This is a genomic window from Cellulomonas dongxiuzhuiae, assembly GCF_018623035.1.
Lineage (GTDB): Bacteria > Actinomycetota > Actinomycetes > Actinomycetales > Cellulomonadaceae > Cellulomonas > Cellulomonas dongxiuzhuiae.
In genome coordinates this window covers 2237960-2252824 of sequence record NZ_CP076023.1, presented here as the reverse complement: position 1 = coordinate 2252824, position 14865 = coordinate 2237960, and the positions used below count along the sequence as shown (strand labels likewise).

Here is a 14865-nt window from a genome sequence, read left to right as displayed (position 1 = left end):
GGCACGTCCGGTCTCGGATAGGGTGAGGCAAACCGAGCACGAAGGACGTACTTCTGATGGCCGATCACTCGCTGGCCCACCGATCCCAGAACCCGACCCGCACCGAGACGATGCACCTCCCGCCGACGACGGCGCCGACGAACCACGGGCGCACCGTCGCCGCGTGGACGACGACGTGGGGAGTCGTCCTCGGAGGCGTGGTGGCCGCGCTGGGCGTGGCCCTGACGTACGCCTGGCTCTTCTGGGTCGGCATGGGCGTCATCGTCGTCGCCCTGGTCCTGGGCAAGGTCCTGCAGCTGCTGGGCCACGGGCAGGGTGGAGCGGCGACGCTCGCCCGCGCGCAGCGACGCGGCGGCCACTGACCCGTACCGGGACCCTCCGGTCCGGACCGGGCCGGCGCGGCCGGCCACCACTGACGCAGGGAGTGCTGCATGTCGACCCCCAACGACCCACGAGACCCGTACCGCCCCGACGAGCCGGACGCGGGGTCGGGAACGCCCGACCCGGCGTCGGCCCCGTCCGTGCCCCCGGCCGCGGGAGAGGTCCCGCCGTACCCGGCGGGCACCGCTCCCGACGTGCCCCCGGCACCCGGGCCGGCCTACGGCCAGACCCCGCCGGCGGCCCCCTACGGCCAGCCGCCCGCGTACGGGCAGGGTCAGCCGCCCGCGTACGGGCAGGGTCAGCCGCCCGCGTACGGCCAGGGTCAGCCGCCCGCGTACGGCCAGGGTCAGCCGCCCGCGTACGGCCAGGAGGCCGGCGGCTACGGCGCTGCCGGGTACGGCGCACCGCAGTCGACCGCGCGCAACTCGCTCGGTGTGTGGTCGCTGGTCCTGGGCATCCTGTCGATCGTCCTGTGCTGCTTCGTCGTCGGCATCGTCCCCGGTGCCATCGGCATCTGGCTCGGCATCAAGGGCCGCGGCGCTGCGGCGCGCGGCGAGGCCAGCAACGGCGGCCTCGCGCTCACCGGCATCATCCTGAGCGTCCTGGGCATCCTCGCCGGGCTGTACTTCCTCATCAGCTATGGCGTGCTCGTCAACGAGTACGGCGGCTGGGACGGCTTCATGGAGTACCTCCAGGAGGAGATGGAGCGCCAGCAGCAGATGGCGCCGTGATCCCCGCACCGGGAGCCCCGGTGAGCACCGGCACCGCACCTCCGTCGCCCGCGTGGCGACGGGGGGCGGTGCCGTTCGCGGTCGGGGGCGCGGCCGTGGCGGGTGCGGCCCTGCTCGTCGCGCGCACGCCCTACGCGCCCTTGAGCTACGGGTACTGCCCCTCGCTGCTCTTCCTGGGGGTGTCCTGCCCGGGGTGCGGTGGCCTGCGCGCGACCCACGACCTCCTGACCGGTGACCTGGCGGGCGCCTGGTCGGCCAACCCCCTGTGGACGCTGATCGCCCCGCTGCTCGTCCTCCTCTGGGGCACCTGGGCCGTGCGGCGGCTGCGTGGCGGACCGCCCGTCACCGTGCCGTCGTGGGTGCCGTGGGCCCTGCTCGTCGCGGTCGTCGCGTTCGGGGTGCTGCGCAACGTCCCCGCGCTCGCGCCGTACCTCGGTCCCGCGCCGCTGCCCTGACCCCGGGCGCGACGCGCCCTTCGAACCGAACCGCCAGGAGGCACCGATGAGCCCATCTCCCGAACCGCAGCAGGGACCCGTCTACGGCCAGGAGGGGGCCTACGCGCGGCACCCGGCGGGGACCCCCGCGGCCTCGTCCACGCCGCCCGGTCCCGCCACTCCGCCGCCCGGGCCCCCCGCACCGCCGGCCGCGCCGCCAGCCGCGCCGACGCCGTTCGACGCACCGCCGCCCGGTGCCCCCCTGCCGCAGGGCTACCCCTACCCCGTCCCCGGGGCGCCCGGGCGGTACCTGCCGCGCAACGACCTCGCCGTCTGGTCGCTCGTCCTCGGCCTGCTGGGCATCATGGGGTGCCTCTTCCTCACCGGCGTGCCCGCCGTGATCGTGGGCAACAACGCCCGTCGCGCCGTCGCGGCCGGTGAGGCGGACAACGACGGGATGGCGACCGCGGGCATCGTGCTCGGGTGGGTCGCAACGGGTCTGGGCGTGCTGGCCCTGCTCGCCGTGGCGTTCCTGACGATCCTGCCGCTGGTCCTCATGGGGATCGCCGTCCCGTTCTTCGGCACGGGAGGCTAGGTCCCGCCGCCGGACCACCCGTGGACCAGGAGCCGGACCACGACGCAGGTGACGCCGCGGGCCGGTGGTCGCGGTCCACGCCTCGGGAGGGTGGACGGACGCGGCGTGCGGCGCGTCTACCATGGCTCGTCGGCGACGTCCCCGGGCAGTGAGCGGGAGGTGTGCCGTACGAACCGGCCAGAGGGGATGATCCGTCGATGACCGTGCTGGACGACATCGTCGCGGGGGTCAGGGAAGACCTTGCCGCGCGGGAGGCAGCGACGCCTCTCGGGGTGCTCAAGGAGCGCGCCGCGCGCCGGGAGTCGGCGCTGCAGTGCGTGGCACGGCTCAAGGTGGCGGACGCCGTGACCGTGATCGCGGAGGTGAAGCGCTCCAGCCCGAGCAAGGGCGCGCTCGCCTCGATCTCGGACCCGGCGGCCCTGGCTGCCGAGTACGAGAAGGGTGGTGCGGTGGCCATCTCGGTGCTGACCGAGCAGCGGCGGTTCAACGGCTCGCTGGACGACCTGGACGCGGTCCGGGCCCGGGTCGACGTGCCTGTGCTGCGCAAGGACTTCGTGGTCTCGCCCTACCAGGTGTGGGAGGCGCGCGCGCACGGCGCCGACCTGGTCCTGCTCATCGTGGCGGCGCTCGAGCAGACCGTCCTCGAGTCCCTCGTCGAGCGCGTGCACTCCCTGGGGATGACCGCGCTCGTCGAGGTCCACGACACCGAGGAGGTGGCCCGCGCCGTCGACGCAGGGGCGCGCGTCATCGGCGTCAACGCGCGTGACCTGCGCTCGCTCGAGGTCGACCGGACCACGTTCTCGCGCGTCGCACCCGCGATCCCCTCGGACGTCGTCAAGGTCGCCGAGTCGGGTGTCCGCGGACCGCACGACGTCATGGACTACGCGCGCGCCGGGGCGGACACCGTCCTGGTCGGCGAGGCCCTCGTCACGGACGACGCCCCGCGGCAGTCGGTCGCCGACCTCGTGGCCGCCGGAGCGCACCCCTCGCTGCGGGCGGTGCGGCAGTGAGCGCACGGGAGACCGGGCGCGGCCAGGTCACGCGGAGCATGCGGGACGTCCTGCTCGGCGGCGGGCCGCTCGGGAGCCACGAGGGGCCGTACTTCGGTGACTTCGGCGGCCGCTTCGTCCCCGAGGCGCTCATCGCCGCGCTCGACGAGCTCGAGGCGCACTATCGCAAGGCCCTGGCCGACCCCGCGTTCTCCGACGAGCTCGAGCGCCTGCACCGCACCTACACCGGCCGGCCGAGCCCCCTCACCGAGGTGCCCCGGTTCGCCCGGCACGTGGGTGACGGTGTGCGCGTGTTCCTCAAGCGCGAGGACCTCAACCACACGGGGTCGCACAAGATCAACAACGTGCTGGGACAGGCACTGCTGGTCAAGCGCATGGGCAAGCGGCGGGTGATCGCGGAGACGGGTGCGGGGCAGCACGGTGTCGCGACCGCGACCGCCGCGGCGCTGCTCGACCTCGAGTGCACGGTGTACATGGGCGAGGAGGACACCCAGCGCCAGGCGCTGAACGTCGCCCGCATGGAGCTGCTCGGCGCCACGGTCGTGCCGGTGACCATCGGCTCGCGCACGCTCAAGGACGCCATCAACGAGGCGCTGCGGGACTGGGTCGCCAACGTCGAGTCGACGCACTACATGCTCGGCACGGTGACCGGCCCGCACCCGTTCCCGGAGATGGTGCGCGACTTCCACAAGATCATCGGCGACGAGGCGCGGGCGCAGATCCTCGTCGAGACCGGCGCGCTGCCCGACGCGGTCGTGGCGTGCGTCGGCGGCGGGTCCAACGCGATGGGCATCTTCAACGCCTTCCTCGACGACCCGCAGGTCCGGCTCTTCGGGTTCGAGGCGGGTGGCGAGGGCATCGCGTCCGGCCGTCACTCCGCGCGCTTCTCGGGCGGCGCGCCCGGCGTGCTGCACGGTGCGCGGAGCTACCTGCTGCAGGACGAGGACGGGCAGACGCTGCCGAGCCACTCGGTGTCGGCCGGCCTGGACTACCCGAGCGTCGGTCCCGAGCACGCCTGGCTGCACGACACGGGCCGCGCGCAGTACCGGCCCGTCACCGACGACGAGGCGATGGAGGCGTTCCGCCTGCTGTGCCGCACCGAGGGCATCATCCCGGCCATCGAGTCCGCGCACGCGCTCGCCGGCGCGATCCAGCTCGGCCAGGAGGCCGCGACGTGGGCGCAGGACGGGCGGGCTCCCGTCATCCTGGTCAACCTGTCCGGACGCGGCGACAAGGACGTGGCGACGGCGGCCGCGTGGTTCGGCCTGATCGAGCCCGAGCCCGTGCTGAAGGCCGACGAGGGGGAGCAGCTGTGAGCGTGACGGACGTGAGGTCCGCGACGGGGGAGAAGCTCGACACGCTGGCCTCCGGGCCCGAGCCCCGCGCCGCGCTCATCGGCTACCTGCCGGTCGGCTTCCCGTCCGTGCCCGGCTCGGCGCGCGCCGTGCGGACCATGGTCGAGGCGGGCGTCGACATCGTCGAGCTCGGCGTGCCCTACACCGACCCCGTCATGGACGGACCGGTGATCCAGGCCGCAGCGAACCACGCGCTCGCCCACGGCACCCGGGTGCGCGACACGCTGCTGGTCGCGGAGCAGGTCGCCGACGCGGGTGCGCCCGTCCTCGTCATGACCTACTGGAACCTCGTGCTGCGCTACGGCGTCGACGCGTTCGCGCGGGACCTCGCGGCCGCGGGCGGTGCGGGCCTCATCACGCCCGACCTCATCCCGGACGAGGGCGGCGAGTGGCTCGCGGCGGCCGACGCGCACGGGCTGGACCGGGTCTTCCTGGTCGCGCCGAGCTCGACGCCCGAGCGGCTCGCCTCGACCGTCGCCGCGAGCCGCGGCTTCGTGTACGCGGCGTCGACGATGGGCGTCACGGGGGAGCGCGCCACGGTCGGCGAACGGGCCGAGCAGCTCGTCGCCGACACGCGGGCCGCCGGTGCGTCCCGGGTGTGCGTGGGCCTGGGCGTGTCCCGTCCCGAGCAGGCGGCTCAGGTCGCGGGGTACGCGGACGGCGTGATCGTCGGGTCCGCGCTCGTGCGCCCGCTCCTGGAGGCGCCCGACGAGGCCACCGGTCTCGACGCGCTGGCGGGCGTCGTGCGCGGTCTGGCCGCCGGCGTGCGCTCGGCGGTGCGGACGCCGCGATGATGCCGGCGCCCTTCGCGATCCCGAGCCCGTCGCAGGGCGTCTGGTACCTGGGCCCCTTCCCGCTGCGTGCCTACGCGATCGCGATCCTGCTCGGGATCGTCGTCGCCACCGTCATGACGCAGCGACGCTGGAAGGACCGCGGGGGGGATCCCGAGACGGTGCTCGACATCGCGTACTGGGCGATCCCGTTCGGGATCGTCGGTGGGCGGATCTACCACGTGGTCAGCTCGCCGGACGCGTACTTCGGGCCACACGGGGACCCGTGGAAGGCGTTCGCGATCTGGGAGGGCGGGCTGGGCATCTGGGGCGCCGTCGCGCTCGGTGCGGTCGGCGCGTGGATCGGCTGCCGTCGTCACGGTGTGCGGCTGGGGGTCTTCGCCGACGCCCTGGCGCCGGGCCTGCTGGTCGCGCAGGGCGTCGGACGGCTGGGCAACTGGTTCAACCAGGAGCTCTTCGGCGGGCCGACGACGCTGCCGTGGGGTCTGCGCATCGACGACGTGCACCTGCCGGCGGGCTACGACCCCGGCACGCTGTTCCACCCGACGTTCCTGTACGAGCTGGCGTGGAACTTCGCGGCGGCGGCGCTCCTGATCTACCTGGACCGACGCCTGCAGCTGGGCCACGGGCGGCTCTTCTGGCTGTACGTCGTGCTCTACACGTCGGGCCGGCTGTGGATCGAGCTGCTGCGGATCGACCCCGCCGAGACGGTGCTCGGCCTGCGACTCAACGTCTGGACGTCGATCGTGGTCGGCCTGGCCGCGCTGGTAGCGTTCGTGGTGGTCGGACGTCAGCACCCTGGACGTGACACGACCGTCCTGCTCACACCCCACACCACGCAGGACGACGAGGCGAACACCCCCGACCGCATCCGGTGACACCGCGTGCGTCGGACGTTGTGCCGTCCGACGCGGTCATCGCGACCGTCGCGCGGGCGGTATCGTCGCCTCACACCTCGGGCCGACGACGTCCCGGTACCCCCTTTGTTCGTTCGACGCCCTGGCCTCCCGGGGACTGTGAGGACGGTGCTGATGTCGACGTCGCCCGTGAGCCCTGGCCCAGCCGTGGCGCCTGCCCGGCATGCCCTCTACGACCCGGCGGCCGAGCACGACGCCTGCGGGTTCGCGTTCGTCGCGACGCTGCGCGGCACCCCCGGGCGCGACATCGTCGACGCCGGGCTGACCGCGCTGCTCAACCTCGACCACCGCGGTGCGGTCGGTGCGGAGGAGGACAGCGGTGACGGCGCCGGCATCCTCACGCAGATCCCCGACGCCTTCCTGCGCGACGTGGTGGACGCCGAGCTGCCGGCCGCCGGCTACTACGCCATCGGCATGGCCTTCCTGCCCGTGGACGACGCCGAGCGGGCGCACGTGGTCGCGGCGGTCGAGGCCGTCGCTGCGGAGGAGAAGCTCGAGGTCCTCGCCTGGCGCGAGGTGGTCGTGACGGCGGACCTGGTCGGCCCCACCGCCCGGGCCTCGATGCCCGTGTTCCGCCAGCTGGTCGTGGCCGACCCGTCGCGCGAGCTGTCCGGCATCGCCCTCGACCGACGCGCGTACCGACTGCGCAAGCGCGCGGAGCGCGAGCACGGCGTGTACTTCGCGTCGTTGTCGGCGCGCACGATCACCTACAAGGGCATGCTGACGACCGGGCAGCTCGAGCCGTTCTTCGCGGACCTGTCCGACCCGCGCTACGCGACCGAGATCGCGCTCGTGCACTCGCGTTTCTCCACCAACACGTTCCCGTCCTGGCCCCTGGCCCAGCCGTTCCGGATGGTCGCCCACAACGGTGAGATCAACACCGTGCGCGGCAACCGCAACTGGATGGCGGCCCGTGAGGGCATGCTCTCGTCCGAGCTCCTGGGCGACCTCGGGCCGCTCCTGCCCGTCTGCACCCCCGGCGGCTCCGACTCCGGCAGCTTCGACGAGGTCCTGGAGCTGCTGCACCTGTCGGGACGCTCCCTGCCGCACTCCGTGATGATGATGATCCCGGAGCCGTGGGAGAAGCACGCGCAGATGGACCCGTCCACGCGTGCGTTCTTCGAGTACCACTCGACCCTCATGGAGCCCTGGGACGGTCCCGCGGCCATGACGTTCACCGACGGCACCCTCATCGGTGCCGTGCAGGACCGCAACGGTCTGCGGCCCGGCCGCTACTGGGTGACCGAGGACGGTCTCGTGGTCTGCGCGTCCGAGGCGGGCGTGCTCGACATCGACCCCGCCTCGATCGTCGCCAAGGGCCGCCTGGAGCCGGGCCTGTTCTTCCTCGTCGACACCGGCCAGGGCCGGATCGTGGCCGACGTCGAGGTCATGGCCCAGCTCGCCGCCCAGCGCCCGTACGCGCAGTGGGTCCAGGACAACGCCGTCCACCTTTCGCAGCTGCCCGAGCGCGAGCACGTGGCCCACTCGGCCGCCTCCGTCCGACGCCGGCAGCGCGCGTTCGGGTACACCGAGGAGGAGCTGAAGATCCTCCTGGCGCCGATGGCCGCCGCGGGCGCCGAGCCGCTCGGGGCGATGGGGTCGGACACGCCCGTCGCCGTGCTCTCGAAGCGTCCCCGGCTGCTGTTCGACTACTTCACGCAGATGTTCGCGCAGGTCACCAACCCGCCGCTGGACGCGATCCGCGAGGAGCTGGTCACCTCCATCGGCGGCGCGATCGGCCCCGAGCCGAACCTGCTCGTCGACGGGCCCGAGCACGCGCGCAAGATCATGCTGCCGTTTCCGGTCATCGACAACGACCAGCTCGCCAAGGTCGTGCACGTCGTCAAGGAGCCGTCCCTGGGCTTCCGCGCCATCACGATCCGCGGGCTGTACAAGGTCGACGGGGGAGGGGCGGCGCTCGAGCGGCGCCTCGAGGAGATCTTCGCCGAGGTCGACCGTGCGGTCGCCGACGGCGTGAGCTTCCTCGTGCTGTCGGACCGCAACTCCGACGCGGACCTCGCACCGATCCCGTCGCTGCTCCTGCTCTCGGCCGTGCACCACCACACGCTGCGGCGTCACACCCGCACGCAGATCTCGCTCGTCGTCGAGGCGGGTGACGTGCGGGAGGTCCACCACGTGGCGCTCCTCGTGGGCTACGGCGCGGCGGCGGTCAACCCGTACCTCGCGATGGAGACGGTCGAGGACCAGGCGCGCAGCGGCTACCTGCCGGGCGTCACGCCGGAGACGGCCGTCGCGAACCTCATCAAGGCGCTCGGCAAGGGCGTCCTGAAGGTCATGTCCAAGATGGGCATCTCGACGATCGCGTCGTACCGGGGTGCGCAGGTGTTCGAGGCGATCGGCCTGTCGCACGCGCTGGTCGACCGGTACTTCACCGGGACGACGAGCCGCCTCGGCGGCATCGGGCTCGACGTCATCGCGGCCGAGGTCGCCGCGCGGCACGCCGACGCCTACCCCGCCAGCGGCAACCGCCAGGCGCACCAGCGCCTCGCGGTCGGCGGCGAGTACCAGTGGCGCCGGGGCGGCGAGGAGCACCTGTTCGACCCCGAGACGGTCTTCCGTCTGCAGCACTCCACGCGGACGCGCCAGATGGACGTGTTCCGTGAGTACACCGCCCGCGTCGACGAGCAGGCCGAGCGCCTGATGACGCTGCGCGGCCTGCTGCGGTTCAAGGAGGGCGAGCGCCCGCCGGTGCCGATCGACGAGGTCGAGCCCGTCAGCGAGATCGTCAAGCGGTTCAACACCGGCGCGATGTCCTACGGGTCGATCTCCGCCGAGGCGCACGAGACGCTGGCGATCGCGATGAACCAGCTGGGCGGGAAGTCGAACACGGGCGAGGGCGGCGAGGACCCGGACCGCCTGCACGACCCGCGGCGGCGTTCGGCGATCAAGCAGATCGCGTCGGGTCGCTTCGGCGTCACCAGCGAGTACCTCACCAACGCGGACGACATCCAGATCAAGCTCGCCCAGGGCGCCAAGCCGGGCGAGGGAGGTCAGCTGCCCGGTCACAAGGTGTACCCGTGGGTCGCCAAGACGCGGCACTCGACGCCGGGGGTGGGACTGATCTCGCCGCCGCCGCACCACGACATCTACTCGATCGAGGACCTCGCGCAGCTCATCCACGACGCGAAGAACGCCAACCCGTCGGCGCGCATCCACACCAAGCTGGTCAGCGAGTTCGGCGTCGGCACGGTCGCGGCGGGTGTGGCCAAGGCGCACTCGGACGTCGTCCTGATCTCCGGTCACGACGGTGGCACGGGCGCGAGCCCGCTGACGTCGCTGAAGCACGCCGGCACCCCGTGGGAGATCGGGCTGGCGGAGACGCAGCAGACCCTGGTGCTCAACGACCTGCGCGACCGTGTCGTCGTGCAGGTCGACGGGCAGCTCAAGACCGGCCGCGACGTGCTGGTCGGGGCGCTGCTGGGGGCCGAGGAGTTCGGCTTCGCCACCGCGCCCCTCGTCGTCTCGGGCTGCGTGATGATGCGTGTCTGCCACCTCGACACGTGCCCCGTCGGTGTCGCGACGCAGAACCCCGAGCTGCGGGCCCGGTTCACGGGCCGCCCCGAGTTCGTCGTGACCTTCTTCGAGTTCATCGCGCAGGAGGTGCGTGAGCACCTCGCGGCTCTCGGGTTCCGGTCGATCAAGGAGGCCGTGGGCCGCGTCGAGATGCTCGACACGCGCCGCGCGGTCGACCACTGGAAGGCCGAGGGGCTCGACCTGACGCCGGTGCTCGCGGTGCCCCGGCCGAAGCCCGGGTCGGGCCTGTCCCACGCGCGGTCGCAGGAGCACGGCCTCGAGCGGGCGCTCGACAACCAGCTCATCGCCATGGCGGCGGACGCCCTCGAGCGTGCGGAGCCCGTGCGCATCGCGCTGCCGGTGCGCAACGTCAACCGGACGGTCGGCACCATGCTCGGCCACCACGTGACCAAGCGGTACGGCGGCGCCGGGCTCCCCGACGACACGATCGACGTGACGCTCACCGGCTCGGCCGGGCAGTCGTTCGGCGCCTTCCTGCCGAAGGGCATCACCCTGCGGCTGTTCGGTGACGCCAACGACTACGTCGGCAAGGGCCTGTCGGGCGGCCGGATCGTCGTGCGTCCCGACCGCAGCTCCGCCCTGACGAGCCAGCACAACGTCATCGCCGGCAACGTCATCGGGTACGGCGCCACGAGCGGGCAGATCTTGCTGCGCGGCCTCGTCGGCGAGCGGTTCGGTGTGCGCAACTCCGGCGCCACACTGGTCGTCGAGGGCGTGGGCGACCACGCGTGCGAGTACATGACAGGTGGCACCGTCATGGTGCTGGGCCCCACGGGCCGCAACCTGGGAGCCGGCATGTCCGGCGGCACCACCTACGTGCTCGACCTGACGCCCGAGCTGGTCAACGTCGACGCCGTCCGGACGGGCGAGCTCGCCCTCGACCCGCTGGACGACGACGACTTCACGCACGTCGAGAGCCTGCTGCGGGTGTACGCCGAGGAGACCGGGTCCCTCGTCGCGGCACAGCTGCTGGAGGACCCGGCCGCGACGCGAGCACGCTTCACGCGTCTGCTGCCCACCGAGTACGCCCGCGTCCGCAGCGCTCTCGCGCAGGCCGAGGCCGACGGCCTCGACCCGAGCGCGCCCGGCGTGTGGGACCAGATCCTGGAGGTGGCCCGTGGCTGACCCCCGCGGCTTTCTGAAGGTGCGGGAGCGCGAGCTCCCCCCGAACCGCCCGGTCGAGGTGCGGCTGCGTGACTGGAAGGACGTCCACGCGCACCTCGAGGAGGGCCAGCCGTTCCTCAAGGAGCAGGCGGGCCGCTGCATGGACTGCGGCATCCCGTTCTGCCACAACGGCTGCCCCCTGGGCAACCTCATCCCCGACTGGAACGACCTCGTGTGGCGCGGGCAGTGGGCCGACGCCATCGACCGGCTGCACGCGACCAACAACTTCCCCGAGTTCACGGGGCGGATCTGCCCGGCACCGTGCGAGTCGAGCTGCGTGCTGGGCATCAACCAGCCGCCCGTCACCATCAAGAACGTCGAGGTCTCGATCATCGACGAGGCGTTCGCGCGCGGGCTCGTCACGCCGCAGGTGCCGCAGCGGCTGACGGGTCACACGGTCGCCGTCGTCGGTTCGGGCCCCGCGGGCCTCGCGGCCGCGCAGCAGCTCACGCGTGCCGGCCACACCGTCGCGGTGTACGAGCGCGACGACGAGATCGGTGGCCTGCTGCGCTACGGCGTGCCGGACTTCAAGCTCGAGAAGATCCACATCGACCGCCGTCTCGAGCAGATGCGCGCCGAGGGCACGCGCTTCCGGCCGGGCGTCGAGGTCGGCCGGGACGTCACGTGGGTGCAGCTGCAGGCCCGCTACGACGCGATCGTCCTGGCCACCGGTGCCACGGTGCCGCGCGAGCTGAAGGTGCCGGGGCTCGGGCTCGGCGGCGTGCACGTCGCCATGGACTACCTGCACCAGGCCAACGCGGTCGTCGCCGGCAAGGACGTGCCCGACAGGATCACGGCCGAGGGCAAGCACGTCGTCATCATCGGCGGCGGCGACACGGGCTCCGACTGCCTGGGCACGGCCCTGCGCCAGGGTGCGGCCTCGGTGACGACGCTCGCCATCGGCAAGCGGCCGCCGACGGAGCGTCCCGAGTCCCAGCCGTGGCCGACGGACCCGGTGCTGTTCGAGGTCTCGTCGTCGCACGAGGAGGGTGGTGAGCGCGCCTACCTCGCCTCGACCGTCGCGTTCCTCGGTGACCAGGGCGACGACGGCGGGCACGTGCGTGCGCTGCGCCTCGCGACCACCGAGTACCTGCCGGACGGCCGCCGCGTGCCGACGCCCGGCACCGAGCAGGACGTCCCCGCTGACCTGGTCCTCATCGCGATGGGCTTCACGGGCCCGGAGACCGGTGACCTCACCGAGCAGCTCGGTGTGGAGCTCACGGGTCGCGGCGCCGTGGCCCGGGACGACGACTTCAGCACCAGCGTGCCGGGCGTGTTCGTCGCCGGTGACGCCGGCCGCGGGCAGTCCCTCGTGGTCTGGGCCATCGCCGAGGGCCGCGCCGCAGCAGCTGCCGTCGACGCCTACCTGTCGGGCTCGTCCGAGCTCCCTGCCCCCGTCTCAGCCAGCACGGTGGCACTGCGACCCTGAGCCCGCCCCCATCCCTTCCCGGGACGCGCGTACCCGCAGGGCGGGCACGTACCCCGGGACGTCCGGCCTCAACGCCGAAATCCAGGAAGGCATAGTCTCGACTTATGCGTAGAGCCAAGATCGTCTGCACCATCGGTCCCGTGACGGAGTCGCCCGAGCAGGTTCAGGCCCTCGTCGACGCGGGCATGGACGTCGCACGCCTGAACCGCAGCCACGGGGACACCGAGGTGCACAAGCGCGTGTACGACAACGTGCGTGCCGCTGCCAAGGCCTCGGGCCGCTCGGTGGCCGTCCTCGTCGACCTCCAGGGCCCCAAGATCCGTCTCGGACGGTTCATCGAGGGCAAGCACCACCTCGCCGTCGGTGACGTCTTCACCATCACGACGGACGACGTCGAGGGCACCAAGGAGCGCGTCTCGACGACGTTCAAGGGCCTGACCGGGGACGTCAAGCCCGGCGACCCGATCCTCATCGACGACGGCAAGGTCCTCGTCCGCGTCACCGCGGTCGAGGGCAGCGACGTCGTCACCCGCGTCGAGGTCCCGGGCCCGGTGTCGAACAACAAGGGCCTCAACCTGCCTGGCGTCGCGGTGTCCGTGCCCGCCATGAGCGACAAGGACGAGGAGGACCTGCGCTGGGCCCTGAACGTCGGCGCCGACCTCATCGCGCTGTCGTTCGTCCGCTCGGCGGCCGACTACGACGACGTCCGTCGGATCATGGAGGAGGAGGGCCGGGTCGTCCCGGTCATCGCCAAGATCGAGAAGCCGCAGGCCGTCGAGAACCTCAACGAGATCGTCCAGGCGTTCGACGGCATCATGGTCGCGCGCGGCGACCTGGGCGTCGAGCTGCCGCTCGAGCAGGTCCCGCTCGTGCAGAAGCGTGCCATCGAGCTGGCCCGGCGCAACGCCAAGCCGGTCATCGTCGCGACGCAGGTGCTCGAGTCGATGATCACGAGCCCCCGCCCGACGCGCGCCGAGGCGTCCGACTGCGCCAACGCGGTGCTCGACGGCGCGGACGCGGTCATGCTGTCCGGCGAGACGAGCGTCGGGGACTTCCCGATCGAGGCCGTGCGCACCATGGCGCGGATCATCGAGAGCACCGAGGAGCTCGGCCGGGAGCGCATCGCGCCCCTCGGCTCGGTGCCGTCGTCGCGGGGCGGGGCCATCACGCGCGCTGCTGCCGAGATCGGTGAGCGCATCGGCGTCAAGTACCTCGTGACGTTCACGCAGTCCGGCGACTCCGCGCGGCGGATGTCCCGCCTGCGGGCGCCGATCCCGCTGCTCGCCTTCACGCCCGAGGAGGACGTGCGCAACCGCCTGTCGCTCTCCTGGGGCGTCCAGACGTACCAGGTGCCGAGGGTCGACAGCACCGACTCGATGGTCAGCCAGGTGGACCACACGCTGCGCGCCAACGGCCTGGCGGAGGTCGGGGACTACGTCGTCGTCGTCGCCGGCACGCCCGTGGGCGTCGTCGGCTCGACCAACACCGTCGTGGTGCACAAGATCGGCGACGACGAGGTCGAGCGCACCCGCATCGCCTGATCGCGTCCGCGCCGACGGCCGTCGTCCCTCCGGGGGCGGCGGCCGTCGGCGTACCGGTGGCGGGTCACGCGGGACCCGTCGTCCCGTCCACCACGTCGGTGCCCCACAGCTCCACCGTCTGCAGCACCCAGGAGACCGCGAACTGCGCCACCAGGGCGGCCTCGAGGATCAGCACGGCATGCCCCCAGGCCGGCGCGAGCGCGTGCAGCGCCACGACGACGGACAGCGTCAGCAGCATCGCGGACCCGACCGTCGCGTACGCGGCGGCCCAGCGGCCCGAGGTCGGGCGTGCGTCGAAGGCACGTCGGACCACGACGCCGATGACGGCGACGAACAGCACGACCGCGGCCACGTCGTGCGCCCGCGCGACGACCACCTGCGGAGCCGCTGCGAACGCCACCGCCAGCACGACGGCAGGTACCGCGACCGCGGCGCGCACGAGCGTGCTCGGCAGGGGGAGGCCCGAGCGCGCGGCGACGACCGCGCGGGCGGTGCCCGCGACGAGGCCGGCCAGGACGAGCGCCGCGACCTGGGTGCGGACGTCGTGCTCCACCGCGAGGGCAGACGGGGCCCCGGGACCGGCACACCCGGTGCGCGGTTCCGTCGGGACGAACGCGACGACGAGCGCGAGCAGGCCGGCGACGTCCAGCAGCGCGTCCTCGACGTCGTCCGTGCCCGTGTAGGCCACGAGCAGCGCCCCGACGGCGCACAGCGACCCGACCAGGGCGTCACGCGCGCCGCTCCAGTAGTAGGCGCTCAGCGAGTCCAGCCAGCACCCCAGCCGCACCGACTCCAGGACCACGGCGGCACCGAGGAGACCGAGGAGGATCACCACCCCGAGCCGCAGGCTGCGGTAGGTGGAACGCACGGCTCGACGGTCGGCCGTCGACATCGCTCCTGCGTGCACGGGGCCCTCCTCCCGCGCACACCCTGCCATCGGGCGTCGACCGGCGCGCGGGGAC

General features: G+C 72.9%; 12 protein-coding genes. 11 read left to right on the top strand and 1 reads right to left on the bottom strand.

The genetic code is table 11. The features are described 5' to 3' along the window. Nucleotides 1-56: 56 nt before the first annotated feature. From KKR89_RS10055 to pyk, 11 genes are all read left to right on the top strand, one after another. Nucleotides 57-362 carry an HGxxPAAW family protein gene (locus tag KKR89_RS10055; protein WP_208195224.1) on the top strand — a complete coding sequence of 102 codons (306 nt, stop codon included), beginning with the start codon at nucleotides 57-59 and terminating at the stop codon, nucleotides 360-362. A gap of 69 nt (nucleotides 363-431) precedes the next feature. Continuing rightward, nucleotides 432-1112 (top strand): DUF4190 domain-containing protein, encoded by a 681-nt coding sequence (locus tag KKR89_RS10050; protein ID WP_208195223.1) that lies wholly within the window; start codon nucleotides 432-434, stop codon nucleotides 1110-1112. Nucleotides 1113-1132: 20 nt separating this feature from the next. Beyond that, nucleotides 1133-1567: a DUF2752 domain-containing protein gene (locus tag KKR89_RS10045; RefSeq protein WP_208195222.1), complete on the top strand. Its 435-nt coding sequence runs from the start codon at nucleotides 1133-1135 to the stop codon at nucleotides 1565-1567. Nucleotides 1568-1613: 46 nt separating this feature from the next. After that, nucleotides 1614-2141, top strand: a complete 528-nt coding sequence (locus KKR89_RS10040) for a DUF4190 domain-containing protein (RefSeq protein ID WP_208195221.1) — start codon at nucleotides 1614-1616, stop codon at nucleotides 2139-2141. Between the two features lie 197 nt (nucleotides 2142-2338). Beyond that, nucleotides 2339-3151 carry an indole-3-glycerol phosphate synthase TrpC gene (gene trpC, locus KKR89_RS10035; protein WP_208195220.1) on the top strand — a complete coding sequence of 271 codons (813 nt, stop codon included), beginning with the start codon at nucleotides 2339-2341 and terminating at the stop codon, nucleotides 3149-3151. 38 nt (nucleotides 3152-3189) lie between these two features. Beyond that, nucleotides 3190-4467, top strand: a complete 1278-nt coding sequence (gene trpB, locus KKR89_RS10030) for a tryptophan synthase subunit beta (protein ID WP_208195727.1) — start codon at nucleotides 3190-3192, stop codon at nucleotides 4465-4467. Beyond that, a complete protein-coding gene (gene trpA / locus KKR89_RS10025; protein WP_208195219.1) occupies nucleotides 4464-5300 on the top strand; it encodes a tryptophan synthase subunit alpha in 837 nt (278 codons plus the stop codon). The genes trpB and trpA overlap by 4 nt, the downstream gene beginning before the upstream one ends. Then, nucleotides 5297-6175 (top strand): prolipoprotein diacylglyceryl transferase, encoded by an 879-nt coding sequence (gene lgt / locus KKR89_RS10020; RefSeq protein ID WP_243882220.1) that lies wholly within the window; start codon nucleotides 5297-5299, stop codon nucleotides 6173-6175. Before trpA ends, lgt begins: the two co-directional genes overlap by 4 nt. 153 nt (nucleotides 6176-6328) lie before the next feature. Further along, nucleotides 6329-10894 carry a glutamate synthase large subunit gene (gltB, locus tag KKR89_RS10015; protein ID WP_208195218.1) on the top strand — a complete coding sequence of 1522 codons (4566 nt, stop codon included), beginning with the start codon at nucleotides 6329-6331 and terminating at the stop codon, nucleotides 10892-10894. Further along, on the top strand, nucleotides 10887-12362 hold the full coding sequence (locus KKR89_RS10010) for a glutamate synthase subunit beta (protein WP_208195217.1): 1476 nt from the start codon (nucleotides 10887-10889) through the stop codon (nucleotides 12360-12362). Before gltB ends, KKR89_RS10010 begins: the two co-directional genes overlap by 8 nt. 104 nt (nucleotides 12363-12466) lie before the next feature. Continuing rightward, nucleotides 12467-13903, top strand: a complete 1437-nt coding sequence (gene pyk, locus KKR89_RS10005; protein ID WP_208195216.1) for a pyruvate kinase — start codon at nucleotides 12467-12469, stop codon at nucleotides 13901-13903. Between the two features lie 64 nt (nucleotides 13904-13967). Here pyk and KKR89_RS10000 read toward each other — a convergent pair whose 3' ends face one another. Next, nucleotides 13968-14771: a hypothetical protein gene (locus tag KKR89_RS10000; RefSeq protein ID WP_208195215.1), complete on the bottom strand. Its 804-nt coding sequence runs from the start codon at nucleotides 14769-14771 to the stop codon at nucleotides 13968-13970. Nucleotides 14772-14865: the final 94 nt, after the last annotated feature.